This window comes from Deefgea sp. CFH1-16 (assembly GCF_016881365.1).
In the GTDB taxonomy this organism is placed as follows: Bacteria; Pseudomonadota; Gammaproteobacteria; order Burkholderiales; family Chitinibacteraceae; genus Deefgea.
In genome coordinates, this window is sequence record NZ_WLYT01000001.1 from 1,502,360 (window position 1) to 1,527,579 (window position 25,220).

A 25,220-nucleotide genomic window follows, 5' to 3' on the forward strand; every position below is an offset into this window, starting at 1 on the left:
AAAATAACTCATGGGTTGCCAATTCCAAAGTGGTTGCTATACCAGAGACTTCCCATTGGAATTCCTTCATCAAACATCGCCCGTACTCCCTCAATGTCAGCAGCATTTGTCAGCTGGCTATATCCATCTAGCCCCTTACTTAAAATCCATACTTCTTCCGGTGCCAATGCATCAACGAAATTTGGGGCATGAGTTGTTATGAGTAACTGTGGACCACGAGATTTACGAGCAAAGCTTTTGAACTCACTAGCCAGATCGCCTAGTAATTGATGGTGCAAGCCATTTTCAGGTTCTTCAATTCCAACTAAGGGAGAAGGATCGGGGTCTTCCATAAGTAGCATATAGGCCAGCATTTTTAATGTGCCATCTGACATATCTTGCTGATAGAAAGGCTCTTCATATCCACTCGCTTGAAATGCAAGAAGCAAACGTTTGTCTGGAGCAATCACGGGCTCAATTCTTGTAATACCAGGAATCTTAATGGCGATGCGATCCAGCATCTGTCTAAAGCCATGAGGATTGGCACGTGAAATAAACTGCAAATATTTAGCTAAATTTTCACCCGTTCGATCCAAGTGGGGCTCAGCTCCTGCAATAGGTTGAGTACGTGCAAGCTGTGGAACAAAATATGACAGATACCAACCCGATAAGAAGTTTCGGAATAAGGCTATACGAGGATGATCGGCCAAAGTTCCTAAGGTTGAAATACCTAAAACTTGCCGGTCGCTCATTTTTACTTCAATACGAGCATTTCCTTCCGTGTCCACTGTACCTTCTCCAGACCAAACCGTACCAACACCGTCTGTAGTCTCAAAAAAGGAATGGGGCTGACCGTGAGTTTGCCCTTTTCTTCGTTGTCGCAACCGCTCATGTACAACGACTGGGCGGCCATATTTGTCACAATTAATATGCAATGAATAGCTAATAGGTCGGGCATCGGTATTCTCGCGATACCTAATCTCAAACTTAATTGACTCATCAATACCTTGAGTACGCATCCGCTCAAAGCCGCCACGATGAGGTTTGTCGCACGCGGCTTGAACGCCTTCTTGCAAGCAATCGCCGATAAAGCCTAAAGCATCCATCAAACTGGATTTTCCAACACCATTCGGACCAATCACCGTAATGAAACGCGGCAATACTTTATTTTTACTATCAATTGTAGGCTTACCTAAGGTCACATCGCGTAGAGCGCGAAAATTCTGTATCTGAATGCCTTCCAGAATTGCCATAACTTAGTTCCTAATTTTCGCTGAGTATCTATAGATGATTACAGATAAATTGGGTTTGTTGCACGACTTTAATTATTTACGCGACTTATTTAATCACAAAAAAGCTCGGAGTCAATTAGCCTTTAGCCAGTGATTTGAGCGCCATGCGAATGCCAGTTGAAACATCCGCATCCAGCGGCAGCGTTTTCATCGCCATATTAGCTTCGCGCTCGTTGTAACCTAAGGCCAGCAAGGCGTTGAGAATATCACTTCGATCATCCGGCGTGGTGGCGAATGGCAGACCGCCTGGCGTACTGGTTAAGCTGCTGGTCGCCAACTTGCCGCGTAATTCGAGCACCAAACGCTCGGCGGTTTTTTTGCCGATGCCGGGGATGGTCGATAGGCGCTTAATGTCTTCGGCCGCTACTGCGCTGGCCAATTCGTCAGCACCCATGCCCGATAAAATCGCCAAGGCAATTTTGGCGCCAATGCCCGAGACTTTAATTAAGGTACGAAAGCTATTGCGCTCGTCTTTACTGGCAAAACCGTAGAGTAATTGCGCGTCTTCGCGCACCAATAAATGCGTAAACAGCGTGGTTTTTTCACCCAAATGCGGCAGCACATAAAATGTGCTCATCGGCACATCCACTTCATAACCAACGCCATTGACGTCAATCACAATATGCGGCGGCTGTTTTTCGAGAATAAGGCCAGTAAGACGTCCGATCATGCGCTGATTTCCTTAAAGTGGAGCAAAAGCGTCGCCAACTCATAATCACGACAGTCGGCAACACGGAGCTCTAGCCTGCGGCCGAGCCATCAATGCGCTCAATTGTAACAGCGAATACTGGACGTTCGTTCACTTTGAAATCAGCGCGCTGCAAATAAGCCGCTATCGGCTAAAAATCCCGCATTGATTTGGCGTAGCGCATGACAAAAAGCGCCACAATCAACGTGGCCGCAGCAAAGCCCGCCAGCACATCGCTAAAATAATGCACGCCTAAAACCACGCGCGATAGACCACACACCACGGCGAAAAGCAGCGCCAAGCAATAAAAAAGGCTTTGTCGCTCGGGATAACGCTGCGCAAAAAATAAACGCCAGCCCCATCGACAGCGTCCACGCCGCCATCGAGTGGCCACTGGGAAACGAGGGCGAACTGGCGTGCGCCAAATGTAAAATTTCCGGTCGGGGTCTTTGCACGGTGTATTTAATTGCTGCTGCCAAAGCCCAACATGCACCGATGCTCAACGGTAAACCGATTGCCGCCAGCCGATCAGTTCGCCAAAAGTAGGCTGCCAACACGAAGGCCAGTAACAGCGAACCGCTAAAACTCATCAGCGCAGCCAAGATTTGGCTCAAGCGAACGGGTCCGTTTATACAGCGCTTGGCTCATCGTCACGTCGAGGGTATTTAAGTAAGGATGATCCAGCGCCAAGATGAGTAGTAGCAATAGTGCCATCCCCGCCAGCGCCAGCCATTGAAAACGCCGCACGGCCTGGGTGCGAGGATGTTGCCGTAAGCTAAAAGAGCGCATTTAATTATTCCAAATCAATTTTGCGCGATTCTAACTGAGCTGAAAATGACAATGTAGGTAATAAGTCATACGCATTTAAAACCAAGCGCCGCCATGCGCCCCCACTACGCCAGCACCAACGGTGAGCAAACTGAGCGCGAGTAAAGCGTAATGCAATCGCTGCAACAAGCGCATCGTTTTGCCGCTGAATCAAGCTGTGCTTTGCGCTTTAACCAGCCATGTATCAGCCACGGTTCCAGCACAAACAACATCAACGTGAAGATACCCCACGTGACAATCATCGCCCATAGCCACCAGGTATCGGCCAAGCGCGACCAAGCATTGCTGAGATACAGCATCGCCAAGCCCGAAATCAGCACAATTTGCGTACTGAATTTGGCCTGCAAACCAAAACGATGTTCGAGCTTCTCAAACAAAGCATAATCATTACCGCTGCGGCGCAGCGCTGGAATCAGAATAGTCGTCACAAAGGCCATGCCACAGCGCGTAATCATTGATCGTCATAGGTTTGGCCTTAAGGATGAATAATGAGTTTGAGTCCCAAGGCGATAAAAATCGACCCCGCAATTCGGTCTAACCACGTACCGGCCTTGGCATTGCGACTAAACCATTGCCCAATATGCCCAGCAAAAAAACCCAGCACAGCAAATAGCACCATCGCTTGCACCGTGAATATCGCGCCCAATTGGACAATCTGCCATGCGGCATCACCGCGAGCAGTGATCACAAATTGCGGTAAAAAAGCCAGAAAAAACAGCACTACTTTGGGGTTGATTGAATTGGCGATGACACCGCGTATAAATAATGTCCGCGTACTTTCTTGATGATGATTGCTGGTGATTTTTGAGCCACCTCGACGCTGTAGCGTCTGCCAGCCTAAATAAATGAGGTAGACGCCACCGGCGATTTTGAGCGCGGTAAATGCAATCGGCGAAGCCGCAATCAAGGCGCTCACGCCCAATGCCGCGAGTAAGGTATGACTTAAAACAACCCAGCGCACAGCCAAGACCAAATGCCATCCCACGCAATCGACCTCGCGTTGCACCAATGCTAAGTACCATTAAATTATCTGGGCCGGGCGAGAGCGTAACCAGCAATGCGGCACTCAAAAATGCAATAAATTGTTCTGGTGCAAGCAGCATGAAACCCTCACTTACTCATAGGTATCTTATTACAAATATTAATTACCATGCCTCAGCGAGCAATACCCACACTACGCCATGCGGCCGCGTTTCATTGAGAGTTGATATTCCATCAACTTTTTGGCAATACCGCCGCTGTGTTGGGCGTGAGTGAGAGCGACGCCGAGCGCGTCGGCGGCGTCGGCTTGCGGTACGCCCGATAGGCGCAAATGCCGCTGCACCATCAGGCCAACTTGTTCTTTATCGGCGTGGCCATTGCCGACCACCGCTTGTTTGACTTGCAGCGCGGTGTAGTCGGCCACTGGCAAGTTAGCCAACACCAGGGCCGCCACCGCAGCGCCGCGTGCTTGGCCGAGCATCAACGTGGCGGCAGGGTTGACGTTGACGAACACTTGTTCCACCGCCGATTCATCGGGCTGATAGGTGCGGATAATTTCGGCGATGCCGTCGAGGATAATTTTAATCCGCTCAGGCAGCGGGCCGCCTTGGGTTTTGATACAGCCCGATGCCACATAAATACGATTTTGCCCCACCACATCAATCACACCAAAACCAGTGGTGCGCGAGCCAGGGTCGATGCCAAGGATACGCATCAGTTAATCGATGTCGCTTGGCGCTCAAACGTCCACGTGCGGGTAATCACGAGAATTTGAGCGGGTTTACCAGCGGCGTCGAGCATATCGGGCGGCAGTTTTTTAAACGGCGATGACATTTTTAAAATCCGCACCGCCGCAGCGTCTAATTGCGAATTGCCCGAGGATTTATCAATCTCGGTATGCAGCAATCGACCATCAGCGGCAATTTCTACCGTGACGCGTAGCTGGCCATAGATTTTATTACCATGGCTATCGACCGGATAAGCCAGCGTGCCGACTTTCTCGATTCTTTGCCGCCAATCGTCAGCCCATATTGCTACGCTACTTTGCTTTGCTTGTGGACCAATAAATGTTTTTCGTGGTTTAGTTTGATAAGCATGATTATTCTTTGCGATTTCTGCAGCAAGGCTCGCCATTTTTAGATCTTGTTGCTTGCGGGTTTCTGCCGCCTGTCCCTGACCTTGCTGCTGATCTGGGCTATTTTTGCCGGCGTTACTCAAGCTAGGATTATTTTTTAGCTGGGTTAATAGCTGCTCTGCACGCGCTTCCAGCTGCTTTTGCTGCGATTCGATTTGCTCTAATTCAGGTGATGGCACACGGCTATCAGCAGGCAACGGTGATTTCACCCGATGATTAGCAGCATCAGTATTGCCCCCGCCATCAGAATCTGCCTGAGCTTCGACTTGCGCTTTTTGCGGCTTGCTTGCTCTTAGTTTTTTGATTCACCAGCACAATATCCAAGGGCTGTTGCGATACAAACTGCCGTGGATCGGGCATCACAAATTTGATGCCAAAAATTGGAAAGGCATGCGCAATGATTGAAAAACCAATGGCCATTGCCATAAAACGCTCCCGCCGATCCATTTTCTATTCCTAATCTAAACCCAAGCTTTAACCGCGCGAGTGTAGCACAGCCAACACTCGGCTTACGCAGCACCCTAGGTTTAGAGGAAGCGGAGTAGAATAAAGGAAACACTTATTTCTTTAAGGGATTCGATGATGTTGCGACTGATATTAATTTCTGCCTTACTGGCTACGCCCGCACTTGCGGCTGATGATGGTGCAAAAGTGGCGGCAAAATACAACTGTTTGGCATGTCATTCAATCGATAAAAAGATTGTTGGTCCATCGTATAAAGAGGTCGCTGCCAAGTACAAAGGGCAAAAAGGCGCCGAAGAAATGTTGATGGCCGAAGTCCGCAAAGGCTTGCCAGGCGGCAAATGGGGACCGATTCCGATGCCAGCACAGCAAATTGATGATAAAGATTTACGCACTATCATTCGCTGGGTTTTAGCGCAATAAGACAAAAGATTAACAAAAGTGTGATAAATGGTGTATTGCATAACAATGCGTTGTTGATTAAGCTGCTTCCCCATTTACTGTTTCATCATATGTAAGCGCTGATCAGCAGCGATTACCTCAGTAATGGTTTACAGATATAAGCGAGAAGAGAAACATGGCCAAGCTCACAGAACAAGACATCATCAACTGGAAAGGTTCAGAAGATGATTATATGAATGCGGACCAACTCGAGTTTTTTTCGCGAGCGTTTGGTGCAAATGAAGGAAGAATTGGTCGCCAACGCGACACAAACCACCAATCATTTGCAAGAACAAGAAGCCACCCCTGATCCGGCGGACCGCGCAACACTCGAAGAAGAATACGCACTTGAACTGCGTACCCGTGATCGTGAACGCAAATTGCTGTTGAAAATCGACTCAACGCTGCGCAATATTGACGCCAACAACTACGGTTTTTGTGAAGACACTGGCGAACCAATCGGTTTATTGCGTCTCTTGGCTCGTCCAACAGCGTCTTTAACCGTTGAAGCGCAAGAGCGCCGCGAACGCCAGAAAAAGCAATACGCAGACTAAAATGAATAAGACAGCGCAAGCGCAAGCGAGCGAACTGATCAAACAAACCCGCGCGCGCGTCACCGCAGCGCGGGTTAATATTTTGGCCGTTCTACTCACCGCCCAACGCCCGTTGTCACACCAAGATGTATTAACCACGCTCGACCCCGATGCCGATCGGGTGACGGTGTATCGCGTACTCGATTGGCTAACCGACATGGCTTTGGCGCATAAACTCGCCGGCGACGATCGCGTTTGGCGTTTTTCGGTCGCCTCCAAACCCCATCAACACGCGCATTTTCAATGCACCCGCTGCGGGCGTTTTTACTGCCTTGAGCATGTCAGCACCGATTTATCCCTCACCGTTCCAGCGCAATTTTTAATCGACGCGGTTGAAATCACCGTCAAAGGCGTCTGCGCCAGCTGTTTAAAATAAGCCCGCCCTCTGCCGATTGCCGCGCCCGACTGATTCGTATTGCCCTCTTTGATACTACCTATGGTTTTGTAGCGCGCACCTTGGCGTACACAGTGGCGATGATTTGGCGCAAGTCGAGGCCGATGAATTAGCGATGGTATCCGCGTGCGCAAACCCTAAGGCTTGGCACACCCTGCACATTTGATGAAGCAACACCTTTGCAGGCTTTAATGGATATTTCCTTGAACTGACTAGCATTAGTCTTTAATCTAGGGCCTGTTGACGCTTGGTTTACCCGCAAAAAATTCAACGTCAACAGGCCCTAGGCCTTTTCTAAGAATAAATGCCGTCATGGCAGCCGCTGGCAGGGAAAGATCACATGCAATACCAAACCGACGACGTCCGTATCCGCGAAATTAAAGAATTACTACCGCCAGTGGCTGTGATTGAAAAATATCCAGTCAACGAGCTGGCTTCAACTGCGGTGTTTGAAACGCGCCAAGCGATTCATCACATGCTCACTGGCAAAGATGACCGCCTGTTAGTCATCATCGGCCCATGCTCGATTCACGATCCAAAATCGGCGATTGAATATGGTCAGCGCTTAGTCAAACTGCGTGAACAATATAAAGATCACCTTGAAATTGTCATGCGCGTTTACTTTGAAAAGCCGCGCACCACCGTCGGCTGGAAAGGACTGATTAACGATCCATTCCTTAATGGCAGCTTCAATATCAATGAAGGCCTACGCATTGCGCGTAAATTATTGGTCGATTTAAACAACCTCGGTCTACCGACTGCCGGTGAATTTCTCGACATGATCACGCCGCAATACGTGGCTGATTTAATGAGCTGGGGCGCGATTGGCGCGCGCACTACCGAATCACAAGTGCATCGCGAACTGGCATCGGGCTTGTCTTGCCCAGTTGGCTTTAAAAACGGCACCGATGGCAATCTTAAAATTGCTTTTGACGCCATTAAATCAGCCGGTCAACCGCATCATTTCTTGTCGGTTACCAAATACGGTCATTCAGCGATTGTTGGCACCGGCGGTAATCCGGATTGCCACGTGATTTTGCGCGGCGGCAAAACGCCTAATTACGAAGAAAGCCATGTGCGCGCTGCCGCTGAAGAACTCAGCAAAGCCGGTTTAACCCCTAAAATCATGATCGACTTTAGCCACGGCAATAGCAGCAAAGACTATCGCCGCCAAAGCGTGGTTTGCGCTGACACCTGCGCCCAAATCGCCGCCGGCAGTGCCGCGATTTTTGGCGTGATGGTCGAAAGCCATTTGATTGAAGGTCGCCAAGACGATGGCGCAGATAAAGAGCTCACTTACGGTCAATCAATTACCGATGCCTGTATCGGCTGGGACACCACCGAAACGGTACTGAGCGATCTAGCCCAAGCCGTTGCCCAGCGCCGCGCTTTGGCTTAATTGACGTTGATTTAATCGAAAACTCCGCAAATTTTAAATACACCCCACAAATTGGAGCAATCCATATTTCTGGGGTGTATTTATATCCAAATAAGCAATGCAATTCAGATTTATTCAACGTAATTCAATCAATATTGCAAAAAATATGACGCGGTACTATTCCAAGCAAAAAACAAAGCTAAATGTTAGAATCTCGTAAGTTGGATTCTTATCAAAATGTTTTGGAAAAAAAATGAATTATCGCTCAATGTCATATGTAGTAATCCTTTTGGCCGCATTCAGCGGATGTGCTACTGAACAGTCGCGCAATTTACCTATTACACAAGTAACCAGCGCAAATACGGTTTATTCCGGCCAGCGCGCACCAATTGCAGTAGGAAAATTTGATAATCGTTCCAGCTATATGCGCGGTGTCTTTGCTGGAAAGATTGACCAACTTGGTAGCCAAGCTAAAACAATTTTAATTACTCATTTACAACAAACTGGACGATTTACAGTTCTTGAGCGAGAAAATCTCGCAGAATTAGAGCAGGAGACTAATTTTTAAAAACAAGAAACAGAAATTAAAAGGGGCTGATTATATTGTCACTGGTGATGTCACCGAATTTGGTCGAAAAGAAATTGGTGACATGCAGCTTTTTGGTTTACTCGGTCGAGGTAAATCTCAAATTGCCTATGCAAAAGTAAATTTAAATATCGTTAATACAGAAACGGCTGAAGTTGTTTATTCAGCACAAGGCGCTGGTGAATATGAACTTAACAATCGTGAAGTCCTTGGTTTTGGTGGCACAGCTAGTTATGACTCAACGTTGAACGGTAAGGTGCTTGATTTAGCCATTCGTGAGTCAGTCAACAATTTGGTAAAAGGCATTGAATCAGGTGCTTGGCAGCCAAACAAATAATTTTTGATCAAGGTACAAACACGATGAAAACCATGGTATTCAAACGCGTCACATGCTGGTGTAGTGTGCTTATTTTAGGTTTCTTAATGGGTTGCGCTGCACCACAAAAACCACTCTATAGCTGGGGCAGCTATCAAAAAGAGATTTATGCTTATTTTAAAAATACGCAGTCCAGCCCAACTGAGCAAATCATTGCATTAGAACAGCAAGAGCAAAAAGCCAAAGCGCAAGGTTTGGCAGTTCCTCCCGGCTTTCATGCACATTTAGGTATGCTTTACGCTAATTCAGGTCAAATCGATAAAGTGCAGCAACAATTTGAAATAGAAAAACAGCTTTATCCTGAATCAACAACCTATATGGATTTTTTACTTCTCAATCTAAATAAAAAATAATTGGATACAGTGATGAAGAGAATGATCAAGCTCGCATTAACCCTGCTAATTGCCTTATTGGCAACTGCATGTGCTCATCAACCCTTACCTTATGACTACACGGCGCTAAAAAAAAATAAGCCTAAATCAATTTTAGTTTTACCTCCGGTAAATTCATCACCAGATATAAATGCTAGTTATAGTTTACTGTCGCATCTAACTTTGCCATTAGCTGAATCGGGCTACTACGTTTATCCCGTCGCCGTCGTAAACGAAACCTTTAAACAAAATGGTTTGGTTCACCCAAGTGAGATTCAATCTGTTGAAGCAGCTAAGTTAGTAGAGATATTTGGTGCTGACACAGCACTGTATATCGACGTAGTAAAATATGGCACCAGCTATAACATTATCAGCAGCGATGTCGTCGTTTCTGCCAATGCCAAACTGATGGATTTACGCACAGGAGAGATGCTTTGGAACGGTAGTGCCACGGCCTCTAGCGCAGAAAACCAAGCGGCAAGTAGCAGTCTTATTGCGCTCTTAGTTACTGCCGTCGTAAATCAAATTATCAACACAACTACCGATCAAAGCCATGTGATGGCGGGTGTTGCTAGCTATCGCCTATTAAATCCAAATCGAGTGAATGGACTGCTTTATGGCCCACGCTCACCTAACTATGGTTTGAATTAAGCAAATACTGTACTCGCACTTGCCAGATAGTAATCTCAAGGTATTACTATCTGGCCTTTTTGGATATGCGTATACAGACATACACATTGGCACTATTTAATTAGCCATCGTTTCTCAACCGACGTAACTGCTGCCAAAGCACCAAGCCAATCACGCTGCCGAGCAGCATATTTACCAGCGGCAAGGCCGTATAAATACCGGTAACGCCCCACCATTGCGGCATCAGCCATAGTGCTGGGATCAACAGCAATGTTTTACCCAAGGTCCCGACCATCGCCAAGCGCGTTAGCGCCATCGCTTGCAACGCAATCACCCCCACAATCAAGATGCCATCAAACGGCAAGGCAAAGAGATGGAGCTGTAAAGCTTCGGTTGCCAGCGTAACCAAGGCGGGATCGTTGCCAATATACAGCGACGCAATCGCCGCCGGAAACAGCTGCACGGTGATCAGTAGCACCACACTAATCGCCAAACTCACTCGCAAACCGTAGCTTAAAATATGCGCCAAGCGTTCGTCGTCTTTAGCGCCAGTCGCGTAGCTTAATAAAGGCTGCATCCCCATCGCCAAACCGTGAATCAGCAAAATAAACACTGCCTCGGTATAACCGGCAATCGCATACGCGGCGACATCATTGCCCTTACCGTATTCCAATAGCTGATAATTATGCGCAAACATCAGTAGCGCCAAATTACCCTCCATCAATAAGCTCGAAACGCCCAGTTTCAGCATCGCCGGCATACTGGCCCAATCAGCGCGAAAATCGGCCAACACCAAGCGTAAATGCGCCATTGGGCTAAAGAAATACACCAAACCAGCCAAGGTAATAAAACCCTCAATCAGCAGCGTGGCCATCGCCGCGCCCGCCAAACCCAGCTGAAAATACACCAAAAATAGATAATTTAAAGCGATATTGCTCAAGGCGCTAAAAATCACCAGCGCCGTGGCCAACCTAGGTTGACCATCATTGCGAATCAAAAAGATCGCCGCAATCTGGCCAATATTCACCACGGCGCCCCACAACATAAACCGCAAATACGAGCGCGCTTCATGCAACACACTCGCCGCATTATCGGCATTCAGTAGCACCAGTATCCGCTCCAACTGGCTGATACCAATAGCGGGTAGAGCAATACCCAGCAGGGCAATAATAATCAGCGTATTGACCAAGGTTTGCGCGCGCTGCTGCGGTTTGCCCTGCGCCTTGCAAAATCGAAATCCGCGTTGCCGCGCCCATACTGACCATCGTGCCCAAGCCAATCTGCAGCATTACGATGGGATACACCAAATTAATCGCCGCCAGCGCATGCGCGCCCACATAACGGCCGACAAAAATCCCGTCGATCAATACATCTAAACTGACCACCAACATCCCGGCGACCGAGGGCAGCACATAGCGCCAAAATTGCGTTTTTACCGGCAGTTGATTTAAATCCGCCCTTGCTTGTGACGACATACAATCTCAATGCACGCAGGGTGCAAAGTCAATAAAGTCGCCATCGTAGCATTTAATCAATCACGCACGATTAATTAAATTCATGCAATAATTACCGACTGATTAAGCTGGGTTGAACAAGGGTAATCATGGCCAGAAAAACCAAAGAAGACGCGCAAAAAAACCCGTGACGCAATTTTAGACGCCGCCGAACAAGTGTTTTTTAAACACGGTATTGCCCAAACCACCATGGCCGACATTGCCAATGCCGCCCAAGTGTCACGTGGCGCGGTGTATGGTCACTACCCCAATAAAATCGACGTTTGCAAAGCCATGAGCGATCGTATGCTGGCGCACCCGGCAATGCCGTTCACACCCAGTAGCAGCGATGCGCTGGAAGCCTTGGTGCAAACCGGCATGTATTATCTGAATTTATTTAATCAATCTGGCTCGATTCAAACGGTGATTAGCATTTTGTATTACCGCTGCGAGCGCAGTGCGGAAAACATGCCGCTGATTCGGCACCGCGATTTGATCACCAAACGTTCCATGCATTACAGCCTGCGGCTATTGCGCCGCGCCGTCGCGCAGCAAGCCTTAGCCAACACGCTCGATTTGCGGCTAAGTAATTTGTATCTGCATACGGTGTTTGATGGTTTATATGATTTGCTGCAAGACTTTTACCCCGAGCGCCCCAACGCCGCCGCCAGCGATTGCGAACGCCTGCTACGCAATGCCGTCAGCAGCCTAAAAAACGCCCCGCATTTACAACACAGCGCAGAGTAATCAAGCAGGTATTTGCTTGTGGGTCATATTAATATTTATATGTAGCCATATACCAAATGATGATGGGGAATATTCAGACTGTATGTTGATGGTTTTAAGTGCCTGCGGCACGGCGGTTTTACAGTCGCAGTCCGCGACGGACGCACATCCATAGTTAAACTGGCTTTTATCATCGGGAGATTTCAGATTTGATGCCGTGCCGCGCTCGTCGGTCTGGGGCTTAAACACCCGTCCAAGCGCACCGAGTAAGGAGGGAGACAAACGGTTTTATCGTTTGGCTCACGACAATCGAGGGAACAGCGGAGCTGGGCGAGATCAAAATCGCCTTTCTTTTCCCCTCATTTCTTTGGCGAGACAAAGAAAAGAGGGTCCCCGTCGCGGACTGCGACTGTAAAACACCCGTGCCGCAGGCACTAAAACCCAACAACGCTCAGCAGTATATCTACATAGCCTATACCCAAATTAGGCTACAGCCATATACCTACAGCCAGCCCTTACGCTTAAAGAACCAATACGGAGAAATACCGGATAGCACCATCAGCACCAAGGCGGCGGGGTAGCCCCAGCTTTCGGCGAGCTCGGGCATGTGGGCGAAGTTCATGCCGTAGATTGAGGCGACCAAGGTGGGCGGTAGAAACACCACGCTGGCAATCGAGAAAATCTTGATGATTTTATTTTGCGCCAGATTAATCAAACCCATCACCGCATCCATCAAGAAGTTAATCTTGTCGAACAAAAACGCGCTGTGGTTATTGAGTGACTCTAAATCGCGCAGCACTTCGCGCAAATCGCCCTCTTGCGCGGTGGCCAACACGCGGCTGCGCAGCAAAAATGACAGCGCGCGGCGTGTGTCCATTAAATCGAGGCGCACTTTACCGTTAATGTCTTCGTGGCCAGCCAGCTCGGCCAGCGCTTGGCCCATGATTTCATCGGTCATTTCGGCGCTGCGATCGAGCACTCGGCGGCTCACGCCATCGAGCTGGGTATAAATTTCTTCGAGTACATCGGCGTCGTATTCCACTGCGGCATCATAAATCGCCAGCAAAATCTCTTGCGCGGTGGCAACAAAACCCGGCTGAACCCGAGCGCGTAAGCGAAACAAGCGAAACACCGCCAGCTCGTCTTGACGAATGGTCAGTAAGCGCCCTTGATTCAGCAAAAACGACACCGTGACGTTGGCGTATTCGTCTTCAGAATGCGATAGAAAAAACGAGCTCATATGCACGCCGTTTTCATCAACATAACAGCGCGCCGACTCTTCCAAGTCTTTGACTTCTTCGTCTTCAGGCAGTTCGAGCTTAAACACCTTTTGCACTAACTCACGCTCGTCGTCGGTGGGATCGACCATATCGACCCACAACACTTCGGGGCGCGATAAATCCTCGGGTACCAAGGCAGGTACCTGAATTAAACGACCAGCAGACAGTACAAAGGCATTGAGCATAATGAGCCTTGAAAGGTTAAAGCGGCAAACGCGCCGATTATACGCCGCGCAAGCCGCTGCGCTACAGGCAATTTGCCCTGCTGCACACGACAAATTGCATCCATTCGTACAATCGCCTCCATACCGCCGCAGTCATCAAAACACATAGGATTGGCATAGCCATTTGCGACCAACCCTCAGCAAACACTGTATTTAGCCCGCGCCAATTTGTAAATCAACGACAGGCCATGTTCAGCTAATTAACATAGCTTAAGTTTCACTTCATATTCCCGGCGCTTAATGGCGACTCGGATTAACGCTGCTAGGGTCTGTTGACGTTGGGCTTCCCGCCGCGCTGAATGAATTTGGCTCGCGGCGTTGCGGTTTAAGCCACCAATCAACACGCCACCGAGATGCCCGCCACCGCCAAGGAAATTCAAATGCATATCAAGCCACTGCCGCTGATTTTACTCATCAGCACGCTACTGTACTGCGCCGCCACTTACTTACAAAACGGCATGCCTGTAACTTATTGGCAATGGCGACACGAGCTGGTGCTGCTCACAGGTGTGCAGCTAATGACGGTGATGTCTGCCGCGATGCTCTTGGCCGTACGCCCAGCATGGCTAGAAAACTGGCTCAGTGGCCTCGATAAAATGTATGCGCTGCACAAGCAACTCGGGATTGCGGCGGGGATTTTACTGGCCGCGCATTGGTTAATTAAATTGTCGCCCAAACTGGTGATGGCAATGGAATGGGCTGCGCCACGCATTCGTAGCGGCGCCAAAATCAAAGATCCGCTGGTGTCTTGGGCCAAAGACGTCGGTGAATGGGCGGCATGGGCGATTTTGGCGATGGTGATTTTAGCGCTACTGCGCGCCGTGCCTTATCGCTACTGGCGCAAAGTGCATAAGCTATTTGCCCCGCTATTTTTAATGGGCGCATTGCATGGCCTGATTTTAATGCCGAGCGAATTTTGGCTGACGCCAGTGGGGGGCTTAATGGCGATTGCCTTGCTCGCTGGCTCGCTGTGTGCGCTGTATTCGCTATTTGGACAAATTGGCAAACGCCAACAACACCAAGGCCAGATCCAACACATTGAACAATTAGCCGCCAATCAGTTAGAAGTGACTTGCCAGCTCAATACATGGCCAGGGCATACCGCCGGGCAATTTGCACTGGTGAGTTTTGACCCAGCCGAGGGTGCTCATCCCTATACGATTGCCTCCGCCGATAGGGGGAATGGCCAGCTACGCTTTATCATTAAAGGCTTGGGTGACTATACCCGTACACTCGCACACCAACTGCAGGTGGGTGGCCCCGTACAAATCGAAGGCCCGTATGGTCGCTTTGATGGCAAGGCCAGCGGCGCACAGCGGCAAGCGTGGATTGCCGGTGGGATTGGCGTAACGCCTTTTTTAGCTTGGCTAGAAAGCGCTCAGTTTCAGCAGCAGCCGATTGATTTTTATTACTGTGTCACCCAAGCCGACCATGCGGCACGACTGGCTGAAATCCAAGCCGCTTGCGCCAAAAAACAAATTCGCCTGCATTTAATCGAAAGCGATTTAGGGCAAAGACTGGATATTCGCCAAATCCCCATCGAGCAACTCAGTGATATTTGGTACTGCGGCCCAGCTGGCTTAGGGCAAATGATTCAAGATTATTTAAGCCAGCACGCCAGCGCCCCACGCTTTCACCATGAAGCTTTTGCTATGCGCTAAGCAGCAACGATCAACTGCTTTGACCCGCTGCACCAGCGGGTCTTTTTTTGCCTGCGATGATCAATCAACCAAATTGGTCGCTGCCAACCGCCGCACAAATTCATGCTTAATTAAAATGTCGGAAATAAAAAACACCGTAATACAGCGCCCATTTTGCGTGTAGGCCGCTCGGAAACAAATGTGCTGTGGCAACACGATTTTGTATTCATAAATCACCCGCCCTTCACGCGTGAGCTGATAAGCCGCTTTGATTTGCTCTGGTCGATGCAAAATAATATTGGGTAATTCATGCGTAATATTGAGCTTTACCGCCGCTGCATGCGGTTTAAAACAGCGAAAAAACAGCGCCAAATAACGATTGCTTGCCAGCTTAACTTCCAACATCGGCCTCACCTTATTCAGTCCAACACCTCACTTAGCCTAGATCGCAAGCCACGCAAAAGCGAAAAATTCGCGCCAAACCACGATCTAACCGCCAACCAAAACATCACCAAGCACAAGGTAAAACAACAGAGCCTAGGGTCTGTTGACGCTTGGTTTGGCGGCAGCTTTTTTAAAAAAAGTCAGCCTGATGCTGCGTTACCAAGCGCTGGCGTAGAATGACTACGCTACGCGCTTCGTGCCTTGCCTCAGGCCAAAATCCGCACAAACGCGGTTGGCAAACCAAACGTCAACAGACCCTTTAACTTGACCGCGCGCAGACCGACGCCAAGATAAAACCGTATAATCCACCATCACCAATGCCCACCTTCACGCTGGACGACACCATGCACAATGACCAGACTGCCTCCGCAGAGAAACAAGCCGCCGCTAAACGCAGTACTTGGATTAGCGTGGTGGTGAATGTGGTGCTCACCGCCATCCAGCTGGTTGCCGGTGTTTTCGCGCACTCGCAAGCCTTGATCGCCGATGCGATTCATTCCCTATCGGACTTAATCGCCGACTTTGTGGTGCTATTTGCTAATCATCACAGCCAAAAAGACGCCGACGCCGACCATCATTACGGCCATCAACGCTATGAAAACGCCGCCTCGCTGGTGCTGGGCACCTTGCTGTTGGTAGTGGGCGCGGGCATGTTGTGGTCGGCACTGGGTAAAATCCAGCATCCTGAATCCATTGCGCCGGTTAAAAGCATTGCGCTGTGGGTGGCGCTGGCCGCGCTACTGAGTAAAGAATTGCTGTTTCGCTATATGCTCGCCGTCGCCGAGCGCGTGCGCTCAAGCATGTTGGTCGCCAACGCTTGGCATGCCCGCTCAGACGCCGCATCGTCTTTAGTGGTGGCGCTGGGCATTGGCGGTAATATGCTTGGCTATCATTTTCTCGACCCTATTGCCGCGATGATTGTTGGCCTCATGGTCGGCAAAATGGGCTGGCGCTTTGCATGGGACGCGATGCACGACTTGATGGACCGAGCGGTCGATGCAGCCACCATCAGTAGCATTGAGCAAACCCTGCGCGAAACGCCTCAATTGCTGGGCATTCACGCACTCAAAACCCGCAAAATGGGCGATTTGATTTTGGTTGATGTGCATTTAGAAGTTGATCGCACCATGAGCGTTGAGCAAGGCCATGACATCGCCGTCCTCGCTCGCCAGCGCGTGCTGAGCCAACACAGCGACGTGCTCAACGTCATGACCCACGTCGACCCTGCCGACAAAAAATAAACTGCAATAGCGTATTGCTTGGTCGAGTGTGCAAATCCTAAGGGTTTGCGCACGCCTCCCCCTCGTATCCAGACTCATTGCCACCGCGTGCGCCAAGGCGCCCCCTACACAAGCAAACGCCGAGTTTATAAAACGGGAATGACTGCTGATTGTGGATTTTGTAGGGTGCGCAAATCCACCGGATTTGCGCACGCGAAGATCATCGCCAAGCGTCACAATGTGCATCGCCACAACGAGCGCGTCGCTCTTAAAACACACCGCAAATATTTACTTTATACTTACTTCATTTATTTAAATGGAGTAATAATATGCGTATCGCCTTACTGGGTCTGGTCGGTGTTTTCACAGCGTTCACGGCATTGGCTGCCGATGACCATAGCAGCGTTTACAAAAAAGACGTGGCCGCCAATGTCGTATTTAAAACCAGCACCACCGCCAACGGCCAGCCGATTCATTACAACCACACCGATGACCCAGAAGCGACCATGCTGCAGGTTGAAATCCCCGCCGGCAAAGAAACCGGCTGGCATCAACACCCAGTTTCTGGCTACGCGTATATTTTATCTGGGCAGCTCACGGTGCAACTCAAAGATGGTAGCAGCAGCACCTTTGGCCCCGGCCAAGGCTTTGCCGAAGTCATCAGCACCGCGCACAATGGCAAAAACCTCGGCACCGAGCCGGTTAAATTAGTCGTTGTTTTCACCGGCACCAAATCTCAACCCTTCACCATCAAAGAGTAATCTGCCTTGCTACGCCTGCGGTGCGCTCGCTGCGCCGCAGGCGCAATAATATTTCCCGCTAAACCACCAAAACCGTTGAACCTTTCATCGCGGCCTTACTCTTATTGGCGCGGCCATTCGGGCTGCTTTTATAGAGATGCGACAGATGTTCAAGAAATTGTTTGCCGCCGTAGGTGTGGGCGGCGCGACGGTGGATACCGTACTCGACAACGCCAGTGTTTATCCCGGCAGTACGCTCAATGGTTATGTGTTGATTCGTGGCGGCAGCGTCGATCAGGCGATTGAATACGTCGACCTCGTACTGATGACCGAAGCCGAACAAAAAGTCGGCGATAGCGAAGTGCGCGTGGCGCAAACCATCGGCCAATTTCGCGTCGCCAACGGCTTTGTCGCCACTGCAGGTGTTGAGCGTCGGCTGCCGTTTTCTTTGACCTTACCGCTGGAAACGCCAGTGAATAACGCCTACGCCTTAGCCACTCCGGGCTACGGCTATGCGCCCAATGTCAAAGCGGCAGTGTGGATTCATACCGATTTGGCCATTGCCTCGGCCATTGACGCCAAAGATCGCGATTTTCTCGACGTGCAACCGCTAGCACAAATGCAGCGTCTGATCGCCGCCATGGGCAATCTAGGCTTTGCCCACGTCAGCAGCGATGTTGAAATCGGCACTGCGCGTATCGGCCAAGTGGCCAGCTCAATTGCTTGCTACCAAGAATTTGAGTTCCGCCCCATGCAGCATGGATTTTCGCGCATTCAAGAAGTCGAAATCACCTGCATTAGCCGCGCCGATGGCGTGTATGTGTTGATCGAAGCCGACCGCCGCTTTAGCCGCGACAGCTACACCAGCATGCATATGGATCAGCACTGGCAAAACGTCGATTGGGAAGGTCGTTTACGGATGATGTTGAGCTAAGGGGCCAGAGATGAGCATGAAGCAAAAGCTATTCTACGGCGCACTGACCCTGTTACTTAAATGGGTGATGAAGAAAAAAGGCGGCAGCCACCAAGGCCAAACGCCCTATGGCAAAAAACCGTATTACAAAAAAAAGCGCTGGTTTGATTAAACTGGCTCGCGCAGCAAATTGGACGGGGATAGTGAGTATCCGTAGGGCGGCTTAGCCACAGGCGTAACCCGCCACAAGCCGCCGGCATCACGACTGCTGTAGGGTGACAATAAGCGTTAGCGCATTGCACCTTATCGCTGCAGCTAATGAGTAACTTGGGTAAGTTGGGCTAAGCCTGCGCAGCCCAACAACCGCGGGTAAGGCCGATGTAAATCGACAATTTCAGCTATACCACTAGCAGTCCGTGCCGCGCTCAAAGCAGCATGGACTCAACCTGAAAGCGATCATTTACGTCTAGGAGCTCAATATGTATATCGATGGATTTGTACTCGCCGTCCCCACCGCCAACCGCACCGCCTACCAAGAATACGCCCTCGCCGCCGCGCCACTCTTTAAAGCCCACGGCGCACTTAGCGTCGTAGAAAGCTGGGGCGTGGACGTACCCGAAGGCAAACTCACCTCATTCCCACTCGCAGTGCAATTACAAGCCGACGAAACCGTCGTTTTTTCGTGGATCACATGGCCATCCAAAGCCGCGCGCGATGCCGCATGGGAAAAGCTCATGCAAGAACCGCTATTCGACATCAAAACCAACCCCATGCCTTGCGATGGCAAACGGATGATTTTTGGTGGATTTGAATCATTGCTGGTGCTGTGAGGCCGTAGGCGATTGGATCTCTTAACCGCCACGCGATATAAGCATGAATCAATTATCTTGATGTATCGCCAGCGAAGCAGCATCCATTAAAGCCGGCATGCAAATACATCACACCGTAGGGCGTCAATGAGCACCGCGAATTGCGCCGAATGCGCCGCAAATAAGCATCGCAACGGCGCGATTCGCGTAGCTTTTAGCACCCTACGATTGCGGATTACGAATTAAGCGGGCGCAGTATCGTAGGGCGGGTTAGCCGCAGGCGTAACCCGCCACAAGCCGCGACGACATCACGGCTGCTGTAGGGTGACAATAAGCGTTAGCGCATTGCACCTTATCGCTGCAGCTAATGAGTAACTTGAGAAAGTTGTAAGCCCACGCAGCCCAACAATCGCGGGTGAATATTGAGCGGCATCGCGGTTTCCAGCATGGCGCTCATGCCGCGCGGCACCTACTTTTAGCTGCGCAGAAACTTCGTTTTCTTTGCTTCGCCAAAGAAAAGTAGGCCAAAGAAAGGCGACCCGAACGCGCCCAGCTCCGCTGTGTCCTCGATTGTCACGAGCCAAACGATAAAACCGTTCGTCCCTGACGCACTCGGTGCGCTTACACGGGATCTCAAGCCCCAGACCAACGATCAAGCCATAACATCGATGTATTGCCAGCAAAGCGTTGAGAATCAAAGGCTACAAGAAAATACATCGACACCGTAGGGCGTCAATGAGCGCAGCGAATTGCGCCGAATGCGCCGTAAAAAACATCGCAACGGCGCGATTCGCTTCGCTCATCAGCACCCTACGATTGCGGCTTACGAGTTTGCGACATGGCTTACAAGTTACATAGCAATTTTATCAACGCGTTTTGAAGGAATTAAAGTTAATAAAGATTTTTTCTTATTAGTCTGTAAATGTTCAGCATCTATACTTTCTCTTTTTATTTTCTCGACTAACCTAATGACGAAATCTGATATTTCATTTCTAAAATTTTTATTTTTTCTTACTAATGAATTAAAACTTCGACTGCTAACCAATAGTTCTGGACGATGGTTCATTATACTTAACAACCCGAGCAGCAACTCAAATTCAAATCTATTTTTAATTTCATCTGTAGTTATATCTAGCTTGATTCTATTTTCCTGCTTAGTAATTAAAATTTTAAACCTAGACGTTATTTCAATTAATTTTTCAACACTCAAAGCACTACTAATAATCTTCAAATCGTTAAGGAATTTACCTGCAAATGGATGAATAAAGTATTGCAGGTATCTATCACGATCAATATCTTTCAAAACTTAATTGCTTCTTGCCATTTTGTGTAGCTAGCCACATCAACTTCATGCATTGACTCATAAAATCCTTTAATAAAATCAACATCATTTTGACTTTTAATAAAGTATGCCACATAAAAATCTTGAATACTATTATGAATATAACTGGTATATATTCCATCTTTTGCTAGCAAGCATATTGTCTCTACTAATTCTGTTTTTAATGTTTTCGGATTTACATTAATACCAGTAATTTTCTTTGCTTCAATTGCACAATCTTCAAACTCATCATCAGTTAAGTTTGATTTATTTAGCTTTTCTTTAGAGACATATGAAATACATGAAAAAACCTCTCTAATATCTCCATGAGTTAATCCAGTTATTTTCTCTCTAACAAAAAGCCCTTTGGTTCCATCGTGTGTTTCAGCCAAAACATGAAATATTTTTTCAAAAAACTCAGGTATTGTACTTGGTATTATCGCTACGTCTGTGTAGACAGAAACAAACAGTGTCAGCATTAATGGTGTATCAATAACAGCCTTAACTTGTTTTTCCGCAGCAGACAATGCTGAAATTAAATTATCTTTTCTAGCTGTATCTAATCCCAGTTTTGACAGAAACGCAGAGTGATCTTTTGAATCAATTTTTTGCCAAACGTACAATTGAAGAATCTGGTAATTCACCCATAAAATCTAGTAATGCGCCAGGTCTTGATGAAATTACAACTCTTGTACTAGTATTTTTATTTAAAATAAATTTAATACTGTCTCTAACCTGCATTACAAACTTTCTTTCTACTTCGTCAAGACCATCTAGCAACAATGTAACCTTGGCACTAGCAACAATTTTATTTAAATATTCTAAGTTATTATTTAATGGTAACCCAATATCATCAAATTGCTGAAATAGTATTTTAATAAGATCTTGAGAATCATTGATTTCTCTAAGATTAATTAAAATTGCTACTCTACCTACTTTGTACTCCTCAACAAATAAATGCCTTAAGAAGACAGATTTTCCATGCCCTGCTGCAGCCTCAATTATTAATCTATTTTTCCCTTTCGCTAGAATTAAATCATCTAAATTATCAACAGTAACTTTTGTTCCTTTTCTAACACCATCAAAAATTACTTTGGATGGATAGTAAAAATCAGAAACCAATCTACGTTCTCGACATAAAATTGTAATTAAACTACTATTTGCTTCTACATAACCTAGCGCCTTACCATAAACATCATCAATGTTTATTCCTGCAAATTGTACTTTGATCTGCTTTTTTAAAAATTCATAGATATCCTCAATAGGTTTTTTAGCTAAGCTAACTATTGCAGGGGCATATTTTATTGCTGTTGCAGTCTCAATCATAAAAACCCTACCATTTGTCATAACTCAATCTTAACGCTTTCACAGGCTTAATGTAAGCATATAGAAGCATACAATTTACTTACAAAGCCCTCCCACCAACCAATCCACCAACCCCCTAACCTTCGGAGCCAAATACCGATTCGGTGGATAGAGCAAATACGCGGTGCCTTGGTAGGCGGTTTGCAGTTGCCAGTTGGGGAGTACGCGCGTGAGGCGGCCGTCCAGTAGCGCAGCTTGGGCGGTGAAGTGCGGTAGGCTGGCGATGCCCCAATCATCCAGCGCGGCGGCGAGGCGGATTTCGGTGTGGTTGGCGATAAAGCGCCCGCTCACCGCAACGCTGTGGCTGGTTTCGCCTTGGTATAGCACCCAACGATTGTCATTGGCGTGTTCGCCCAGATAAATACAATCATGCTGGGTAAGCTCGGCTGGCGCTTGTGGCGTGCCGCGTTGCTGCAGATACCCACTGGATGCGACCAAGACTTGCTCAATCGGCATCAGCGCTTTGGCGATGAAGCCTTCGGGTGGCTGGTCGGTAATACGCACGGCTAAGTCGATGTCTTCTTGCAGCAAATCAGTCAGCCGGTCGGTGACAATAAGCTGCACATTCACCTCGGGATAGTGGCGCAAAAATTCGCCCAGCACCGGCTGGATCACTTGTTTGGCAAAGGCTTTGGGCGCCGACAGCCGCACCCAGCCTTGCGGCGTGGCACGCACTTCGCTCACAGCAACGGCGGCGCGGGCGGCGGCGAGCATGTCGGTGGCGTGTTGCACGATGGCTTGCCCAGATTCAGTCAGGCGCAGCGTTCGCGTGGTCCGAACAAACAATTGCACTTTAAGCGCCGCTTCGAGCCGCGAGATTTGCCGGCTCACGCTCGACGGCGGGCTATTGAGCGCGCGCGCCGCCGCCGAAAAGCTACCGCTTTCGACGACTTTGACCAACACCGCCAAATCTGGCAATAGCGCCAGCAATCGATCATTTGTGCTCATCGCGCACAAGTCCTATGCAATTGGAATGGATTATCAATCGCTGAGTATAAATTGATAATACCAAAACCCAATCGAGCCCGATTGAAAAACCCAGCAAAGTGAACAGCTTTGGCGGGCATGTTCAGATTTGGTGTTGATGCTGTGCCGCGCTCGTCGGTCTGGGGCTTAAAACCCGTGTAAGCGCACCGAGTGAGGAGGGAGACAAACAGATTTATCGTTTGGCTCACGATCGATCGAGGGAACAGCGGAGCTGGGCGCGCTCGGGTCGCCTTTCTTTCCCCCTCTTTCTTTGGCGAGTCAAAGAAAGAGGGTCCCTGTCGCGGACTGCGACTGTAAAACAATGTGCCGTAGGCACTTAAAACCATCAACACGTAATCTGAACATTATCTTTTGGCGATAAGGAGAACCCCATGCGCTACCGTTTACCGTTACCTGAACTGATGTTATTGGCTGTGGCGCTGGTGTGGGGCTGTAGTTATGGCGTCGCCAAAATGGCGCTGCTGTATTACCCAGTGCTGGGCTTTTTGGCTTTACGCTTTGGGATTACCTTTGTGCTATTGCTGCCCAGTTTGCGCAATTACCATCAGCCCGCGGTGAAAAACGCCATTCGAGTTGGGCTGCCTTTGGGCGGGATTTTGTTGGCGATTTTTCTGTGCGAAACCTTTGGCTTAGCCAAAACCTCGGCAACCAATGCCGCGTTTTTGATTGCGCTGTGCGTGGTGTTTACCCCGTGGTTTGAGTGGCAAATCTAAAAAAATCGCCCGATATTGGGGTGTGGATCGCCGCGGCAGTGGCGCTCTTGGGCGCGGCATTGATTGCGAGCAATATGCAGATGGCGTTCAATTTAGGCGATGGTTTGATGGTGGCGGCGGCGGTGTTGCGGGCGCTAATGATGGTTGAAACCAAGCGCCGCTGTACGCAATCACCACCGGATATGCTGGCGCTTACCGCCGTACAATCGGGCGTGTTGGCGCTGGGTTGTCTGGTTTTGGCCTTGTCATCGAGCGACGGATTACCGGCTTTGCCGCAGTCGATGACGTTTTGGGGCAGCACTGGGTTTTTGGTGTTGTTGTGTACTTTGTTGGCTTTTTTTGCCCAAAATTATGCCATTGCCCGTAGTTCGCCCTCACGCGCGGCGGTGCTGCTCGGCAGCGAGCCATTATTTGGGCGCTTTATTTGCGGTGATGTATCTGGGTGAGGCTTTCAATGCACAACTGCTTATCGGTGGTGGCTTGATTGTGTTAGCCTCTTTGACTGCAGTGCTACAGCCATGGGCGGGTCGTCGTTGGCGGGTGGCGCTGCTTTAGCCCGATTCATTCCCCAGCAGGACTTATTGTGAACCGTAAAGAAATCATCCAATTGATGAAAAGCCAAAGCACTTGGCGTTTGTATTTGCTGAGCGCGCTCAGTTTAGGGATTTACACGGCGTTTTATATTCAGCAGCAAAGCCAAAAATTGCTGCAAATCCCAAATATGCCGCCGATTTCTCCGCTGCTGATTCAAGGGCTATTTGGCTGCTATATGTTGAGCGCGTTTGTTACCATTGCGTCGTTTTTTGTGCCGCCAGAGCATGCGTTTAATCTCGCCAGCAGTTTATTGAGTATTGCCACGTCGGTATTGGCGATTGTGTGGGCGTTTCAGATGCGTAGCCGTTTTAATCAGATTTTTGCCAGCGAAACGAGCAGCCCCGATTGGTTTCATGGCGGTTGGACGTTTTTGTTTACGGTGTTTTATATCAATTACAAATTCAACACGCTGCATCAAGATTTAGAAGAAATCGGTTACGCCAGCTAAGTCGGCCCCGATTGCACCCAAGCCGCCAGTGATGACTGGCGGTTTTTTTATGTGCTAACGCCCAACATCGCCACCGCGTGCGCCAAGGCGCACCCTACACAATCACGCACCACAAACCGCATAACCGTAGGGTGTGCAAATCCGCAGGGTTTGCGCACGCGGATACACC

Annotated in this window: 34 protein-coding genes and 2 pseudogenes; 17 read left to right on the forward strand and 19 right to left on the reverse strand. The window is 48.9% G+C overall.

What is annotated here, in order from left to right; genetic code table 11:
* Positions 1–8: 8 nt before the first annotated feature.
* From GKO28_RS08295 to GKO28_RS08335, 10 genes are all read right to left on the reverse strand, one after another.
* Complete coding sequence (locus tag GKO28_RS08295) at positions 9–1,232, reverse strand: AAA family ATPase (RefSeq protein ID WP_182075952.1); 1,224 nt, start codon at positions 1,230–1,232, stop codon at positions 9–11.
* Between the two features lie 115 nt (positions 1,233–1,347).
* A complete protein-coding gene (gene ruvA, locus GKO28_RS08300; protein ID WP_173532721.1) occupies positions 1,348–1,941 on the reverse strand; it encodes a Holliday junction branch migration protein RuvA in 594 nt (197 codons plus the stop codon).
* Between the two features lie 169 nt (positions 1,942–2,110).
* Positions 2,111–2,260: a phosphatase PAP2 family protein gene (locus GKO28_RS22760; RefSeq protein WP_247646736.1), complete on the reverse strand. Its 150-nt coding sequence runs from the start codon at positions 2,258–2,260 to the stop codon at positions 2,111–2,113.
* Positions 2,196–2,549, reverse strand: coding sequence for a phosphatase PAP2 family protein (locus tag GKO28_RS22765; protein ID WP_374220719.1), 354 nt, complete (start codon positions 2,547–2,549; stop codon positions 2,196–2,198). Before GKO28_RS22765 ends, GKO28_RS22760 begins: the two co-directional genes overlap by 65 nt.
* Positions 2,539–2,748 (reverse strand): hypothetical protein, encoded by a 210-nt coding sequence (locus GKO28_RS08310; protein ID WP_182075954.1) that lies wholly within the window; start codon positions 2,746–2,748, stop codon positions 2,539–2,541. Before GKO28_RS08310 ends, GKO28_RS22765 begins: the two co-directional genes overlap by 11 nt.
* 104 nt (positions 2,749–2,852) lie before the next feature.
* A complete protein-coding gene (locus GKO28_RS08315; RefSeq protein ID WP_182075955.1) occupies positions 2,853–3,242 on the reverse strand; it encodes a hypothetical protein in 390 nt (129 codons plus the stop codon).
* Between the two features lie 20 nt (positions 3,243–3,262).
* Positions 3,263–3,793, reverse strand: coding sequence for a LysE family translocator (locus GKO28_RS08320; RefSeq protein WP_307839092.1), 531 nt, complete (start codon positions 3,791–3,793; stop codon positions 3,263–3,265).
* 168 nt (positions 3,794–3,961) lie between these two features.
* On the reverse strand, positions 3,962–4,483 hold the full coding sequence (ruvC, locus tag GKO28_RS08325; protein ID WP_173532724.1) for a crossover junction endodeoxyribonuclease RuvC: 522 nt from the start codon (positions 4,481–4,483) through the stop codon (positions 3,962–3,964).
* The gene (locus tag GKO28_RS08330) at positions 4,483–5,112 is read right to left on the reverse strand and encodes an energy transducer TonB (RefSeq protein ID WP_203564029.1); all 630 of its coding nucleotides are present in this window, start codon (positions 5,110–5,112) and stop codon (positions 4,483–4,485) included. The genes ruvC and GKO28_RS08330 overlap by 1 nt, the downstream gene beginning before the upstream one ends.
* 34 nt (positions 5,113–5,146) lie before the next feature.
* Positions 5,147–5,350, reverse strand: a complete 204-nt coding sequence (locus tag GKO28_RS08335) for a hypothetical protein (protein ID WP_203564030.1) — start codon at positions 5,348–5,350, stop codon at positions 5,147–5,149.
* A 132-nt stretch (positions 5,351–5,482) separates the two neighbouring features.
* Between GKO28_RS08335 and GKO28_RS08340 the strand changes: the two genes are divergently transcribed.
* The 7 genes and pseudogenes from GKO28_RS08340 (at position 5,483) to GKO28_RS08370 (ending at position 10,155) form a co-directional block, all read left to right on the forward strand.
* Positions 5,483–5,788 carry a c-type cytochrome gene (locus GKO28_RS08340; protein ID WP_173532726.1) on the forward strand — a complete coding sequence of 102 codons (306 nt, stop codon included), beginning with the start codon at positions 5,483–5,485 and terminating at the stop codon, positions 5,786–5,788.
* Positions 5,789–5,942: 154 nt separating this feature from the next.
* A pseudogene (gene dksA, locus GKO28_RS08345) lies at positions 5,943–6,360 on the forward strand (RNA polymerase-binding protein DksA).
* A 1-nt stretch (position 6,361) separates the two neighbouring features.
* Positions 6,362–6,775 (forward strand): Fur family transcriptional regulator, encoded by a 414-nt coding sequence (locus GKO28_RS08350; protein WP_173532728.1) that lies wholly within the window; start codon positions 6,362–6,364, stop codon positions 6,773–6,775.
* Between the two features lie 358 nt (positions 6,776–7,133).
* A complete protein-coding gene (aroG, locus tag GKO28_RS08355) occupies positions 7,134–8,192 on the forward strand; it encodes a 3-deoxy-7-phosphoheptulonate synthase AroG (RefSeq protein ID WP_182075958.1) in 1,059 nt (352 codons plus the stop codon).
* 232 nt (positions 8,193–8,424) lie between these two features.
* Positions 8,425–9,094: pseudogene (locus GKO28_RS08360) on the forward strand (CsgG/HfaB family protein).
* Complete coding sequence (locus tag GKO28_RS08365) at positions 9,076–9,486, forward strand: DUF4810 domain-containing protein (protein ID WP_203564031.1); 411 nt, start codon at positions 9,076–9,078, stop codon at positions 9,484–9,486. The pseudogene GKO28_RS08360 and the gene GKO28_RS08365 overlap by 19 nt, the downstream one beginning before the upstream one ends.
* 12 nt (positions 9,487–9,498) lie before the next feature.
* On the forward strand, positions 9,499–10,155 hold the full coding sequence (locus GKO28_RS08370; RefSeq protein ID WP_182075959.1) for a DUF799 domain-containing protein: 657 nt from the start codon (positions 9,499–9,501) through the stop codon (positions 10,153–10,155).
* Between the two features lie 100 nt (positions 10,156–10,255).
* Here the strand turns inward: GKO28_RS08370 and GKO28_RS08375 are convergent, their stop codons facing one another.
* Entirely contained in the window at positions 10,256–11,323 is a 1,068-nt protein-coding gene (locus GKO28_RS08375; RefSeq protein ID WP_182075960.1) for an MATE family efflux transporter, read from the reverse strand.
* The gene (locus GKO28_RS08380) at positions 11,223–11,609 is read right to left on the reverse strand and encodes an MATE family efflux transporter (protein WP_182075961.1); all 387 of its coding nucleotides are present in this window, start codon (positions 11,607–11,609) and stop codon (positions 11,223–11,225) included. Before GKO28_RS08380 ends, GKO28_RS08375 begins: the two co-directional genes overlap by 101 nt.
* A 174-nt stretch (positions 11,610–11,783) precedes the next feature.
* On the opposite strand from GKO28_RS08380, the gene GKO28_RS08385 reads away from it, so the two are divergent.
* The gene (locus GKO28_RS08385; RefSeq protein WP_307839093.1) at positions 11,784–12,374 is read left to right on the forward strand and encodes a TetR family transcriptional regulator; all 591 of its coding nucleotides are present in this window, start codon (positions 11,784–11,786) and stop codon (positions 12,372–12,374) included.
* 481 nt (positions 12,375–12,855) lie between these two features.
* On the opposite strand, the gene corA is transcribed toward GKO28_RS08385, so the two are convergent.
* Positions 12,856–13,911: a magnesium/cobalt transporter CorA gene (gene corA / locus GKO28_RS08390; protein WP_247646439.1), complete on the reverse strand. Its 1,056-nt coding sequence runs from the start codon at positions 13,909–13,911 to the stop codon at positions 12,856–12,858.
* Between the two features lie 146 nt (positions 13,912–14,057).
* Entirely contained in the window at positions 14,058–14,243 is a 186-nt protein-coding gene (locus GKO28_RS08395) for a hypothetical protein (RefSeq protein WP_182075962.1), read from the reverse strand.
* On the opposite strand from GKO28_RS08395, the gene GKO28_RS08400 reads away from it, so the two are divergent.
* On the forward strand, positions 14,238–15,518 hold the full coding sequence (locus GKO28_RS08400; protein WP_182075963.1) for a ferric reductase-like transmembrane domain-containing protein: 1,281 nt from the start codon (positions 14,238–14,240) through the stop codon (positions 15,516–15,518). The two genes, GKO28_RS08395 and GKO28_RS08400, sit on opposite strands and share 6 nt — an antisense overlap.
* Positions 15,519–15,578: 60 nt before the next feature.
* On the opposite strand, the gene GKO28_RS08405 is transcribed toward GKO28_RS08400, so the two are convergent.
* Entirely contained in the window at positions 15,579–15,902 is a 324-nt protein-coding gene (locus GKO28_RS08405) for a hypothetical protein (RefSeq protein WP_182075964.1), read from the reverse strand.
* 383 nt (positions 15,903–16,285) lie between these two features.
* Here GKO28_RS08405 and GKO28_RS08410 point away from each other — a divergent pair, with 383 nt between their 5' ends.
* The 5 genes from GKO28_RS08410 to GKO28_RS08430 all read left to right on the forward strand — a co-directional run bounded on the left by GKO28_RS08410 (position 16,286) and on the right by GKO28_RS08430 (position 19,644).
* Complete coding sequence (locus tag GKO28_RS08410; RefSeq protein ID WP_203564032.1) at positions 16,286–17,182, forward strand: cation diffusion facilitator family transporter; 897 nt, start codon at positions 16,286–16,288, stop codon at positions 17,180–17,182.
* Between the two features lie 308 nt (positions 17,183–17,490).
* The gene (locus GKO28_RS08415; RefSeq protein ID WP_182075966.1) at positions 17,491–17,922 is read left to right on the forward strand and encodes a cupin domain-containing protein; all 432 of its coding nucleotides are present in this window, start codon (positions 17,491–17,493) and stop codon (positions 17,920–17,922) included.
* 145 nt (positions 17,923–18,067) lie between these two features.
* The gene (locus GKO28_RS08420) at positions 18,068–18,835 is read left to right on the forward strand and encodes a sporulation protein (protein ID WP_182075967.1); all 768 of its coding nucleotides are present in this window, start codon (positions 18,068–18,070) and stop codon (positions 18,833–18,835) included.
* Between the two features lie 10 nt (positions 18,836–18,845).
* Positions 18,846–18,986: a hypothetical protein gene (locus GKO28_RS08425; RefSeq protein ID WP_203564033.1), complete on the forward strand. Its 141-nt coding sequence runs from the start codon at positions 18,846–18,848 to the stop codon at positions 18,984–18,986.
* Positions 18,987–19,293: 307 nt separating this feature from the next.
* Positions 19,294–19,644: a DUF1428 domain-containing protein gene (locus GKO28_RS08430; protein ID WP_182075968.1), complete on the forward strand. Its 351-nt coding sequence runs from the start codon at positions 19,294–19,296 to the stop codon at positions 19,642–19,644.
* A gap of 829 nt (positions 19,645–20,473) precedes the next feature.
* Here the strand turns inward: GKO28_RS08430 and GKO28_RS08435 are convergent.
* The 4 genes from GKO28_RS08435 to GKO28_RS08450 all read right to left on the reverse strand — a co-directional run bounded on the left by GKO28_RS08435 (position 20,474) and on the right by GKO28_RS08450 (position 23,257).
* On the reverse strand, positions 20,474–20,926 hold the full coding sequence (locus GKO28_RS08435) for a hypothetical protein (protein ID WP_182075969.1): 453 nt from the start codon (positions 20,924–20,926) through the stop codon (positions 20,474–20,476).
* Positions 20,923–21,567, reverse strand: coding sequence for an NACHT domain-containing NTPase (locus tag GKO28_RS08440; protein ID WP_182075970.1), 645 nt, complete (start codon positions 21,565–21,567; stop codon positions 20,923–20,925). Before GKO28_RS08440 ends, GKO28_RS08435 begins: the two co-directional genes overlap by 4 nt.
* Positions 21,545–22,270 (reverse strand): NACHT domain-containing NTPase, encoded by a 726-nt coding sequence (locus GKO28_RS08445; RefSeq protein WP_182075971.1) that lies wholly within the window; start codon positions 22,268–22,270, stop codon positions 21,545–21,547. The genes GKO28_RS08440 and GKO28_RS08445 overlap by 23 nt, the downstream gene beginning before the upstream one ends.
* A gap of 75 nt (positions 22,271–22,345) precedes the next feature.
* Complete coding sequence (locus GKO28_RS08450) at positions 22,346–23,257, reverse strand: LysR family transcriptional regulator (protein WP_182075972.1); 912 nt, start codon at positions 23,255–23,257, stop codon at positions 22,346–22,348.
* A gap of 410 nt (positions 23,258–23,667) precedes the next feature.
* Here GKO28_RS08450 and GKO28_RS08455 point away from each other — a divergent pair, with 410 nt between their 5' ends.
* The 3 genes from GKO28_RS08455 to GKO28_RS08465 all read left to right on the forward strand — a co-directional run bounded on the left by GKO28_RS08455 (position 23,668) and on the right by GKO28_RS08465 (position 25,051).
* Positions 23,668–24,009, forward strand: coding sequence for an EamA family transporter (locus GKO28_RS08455; protein ID WP_203564034.1), 342 nt, complete (start codon positions 23,668–23,670; stop codon positions 24,007–24,009).
* Positions 23,997–24,455 (forward strand): DMT family transporter, encoded by a 459-nt coding sequence (locus GKO28_RS08460; RefSeq protein WP_203564035.1) that lies wholly within the window; start codon positions 23,997–23,999, stop codon positions 24,453–24,455. The genes GKO28_RS08455 and GKO28_RS08460 overlap by 13 nt, the downstream gene beginning before the upstream one ends.
* Before the next feature lie 137 nt (positions 24,456–24,592).
* Complete coding sequence (locus GKO28_RS08465; RefSeq protein ID WP_182075973.1) at positions 24,593–25,051, forward strand: DUF4234 domain-containing protein; 459 nt, start codon at positions 24,593–24,595, stop codon at positions 25,049–25,051.
* Positions 25,052–25,220: the final 169 nt, after the last annotated feature.

What these genes read in the sequence shown, in the direction of transcription:
- GKO28_RS08315 (WP_182075955.1), bottom strand. Translation starts at nt 3,242, where the DNA reads ATGATTACGCGCTGTGGCATGGCCTTTGTGACGACTATTCTGATTCCA.
- ruvA (WP_173532721.1), bottom strand. Translation starts at nt 1,941, where the DNA reads ATGATCGGACGTCTTACTGGCCTTATTCTCGAAAAACAGCCGCCGCAT.
- GKO28_RS08425 (WP_203564033.1), top strand. Translation starts at nt 18,846, where the DNA reads ATGAGCATGAAGCAAAAGCTATTCTACGGCGCACTGACCCTGTTACTT.
- GKO28_RS08350 (WP_173532728.1), top strand. Translation starts at nt 6,362, where the DNA reads ATGAATAAGACAGCGCAAGCGCAAGCGAGCGAACTGATCAAACAAACC.
- GKO28_RS08370 (WP_182075959.1), top strand. Translation starts at nt 9,499, where the DNA reads ATGAAGAGAATGATCAAGCTCGCATTAACCCTGCTAATTGCCTTATTG.
- GKO28_RS08395 (WP_182075962.1), bottom strand. Translation starts at nt 14,243, where the DNA reads ATGCATTTGAATTTCCTTGGCGGTGGCGGGCATCTCGGTGGCGTGTTG.
- GKO28_RS08405 (WP_182075964.1), bottom strand. Translation starts at nt 15,902, where the DNA reads ATGTTGGAAGTTAAGCTGGCAAGCAATCGTTATTTGGCGCTGTTTTTT.
- GKO28_RS08420 (WP_182075967.1), top strand. Translation starts at nt 18,068, where the DNA reads ATGTTCAAGAAATTGTTTGCCGCCGTAGGTGTGGGCGGCGCGACGGTG.
- GKO28_RS08455 (WP_203564034.1), top strand. Translation starts at nt 23,668, where the DNA reads ATGCGCTACCGTTTACCGTTACCTGAACTGATGTTATTGGCTGTGGCG.
- GKO28_RS08295 (WP_182075952.1), bottom strand. Translation starts at nt 1,232, where the DNA reads ATGGCAATTCTGGAAGGCATTCAGATACAGAATTTTCGCGCTCTACGC.
- GKO28_RS08335 (WP_203564030.1), bottom strand. Translation starts at nt 5,350, where the DNA reads ATGGATCGGCGGGAGCGTTTTATGGCAATGGCCATTGGTTTTTCAATC.
- GKO28_RS08445 (WP_182075971.1), bottom strand. Translation starts at nt 22,270, where the DNA reads ATGATTGAGACTGCAACAGCAATAAAATATGCCCCTGCAATAGTTAGC.
- GKO28_RS08430 (WP_182075968.1), top strand. Translation starts at nt 19,294, where the DNA reads ATGTATATCGATGGATTTGTACTCGCCGTCCCCACCGCCAACCGCACC.
- GKO28_RS08310 (WP_182075954.1), bottom strand. Translation starts at nt 2,748, where the DNA reads ATGCGCTCTTTTAGCTTACGGCAACATCCTCGCACCCAGGCCGTGCGG.
- GKO28_RS08380 (WP_182075961.1), bottom strand. Translation starts at nt 11,609, where the DNA reads ATGTCGTCACAAGCAAGGGCGGATTTAAATCAACTGCCGGTAAAAACG.
- GKO28_RS08415 (WP_182075966.1), top strand. Translation starts at nt 17,491, where the DNA reads ATGCGTATCGCCTTACTGGGTCTGGTCGGTGTTTTCACAGCGTTCACG.
- ruvC (WP_173532724.1), bottom strand. Translation starts at nt 4,483, where the DNA reads ATGCGTATCCTTGGCATCGACCCTGGCTCGCGCACCACTGGTTTTGGT.
- GKO28_RS08400 (WP_182075963.1), top strand. Translation starts at nt 14,238, where the DNA reads ATGCATATCAAGCCACTGCCGCTGATTTTACTCATCAGCACGCTACTG.
- GKO28_RS08410 (WP_203564032.1), top strand. Translation starts at nt 16,286, where the DNA reads ATGCACAATGACCAGACTGCCTCCGCAGAGAAACAAGCCGCCGCTAAA.
- GKO28_RS08450 (WP_182075972.1), bottom strand. Translation starts at nt 23,257, where the DNA reads ATGAGCACAAATGATCGATTGCTGGCGCTATTGCCAGATTTGGCGGTG.
- GKO28_RS08340 (WP_173532726.1), top strand. Translation starts at nt 5,483, where the DNA reads ATGATGTTGCGACTGATATTAATTTCTGCCTTACTGGCTACGCCCGCA.
- GKO28_RS22765 (WP_374220719.1), bottom strand. Translation starts at nt 2,549, where the DNA reads ATGAGTTTTAGCGGTTCGCTGTTACTGGCCTTCGTGTTGGCAGCCTAC.
- aroG (WP_182075958.1), top strand. Translation starts at nt 7,134, where the DNA reads ATGCAATACCAAACCGACGACGTCCGTATCCGCGAAATTAAAGAATTA.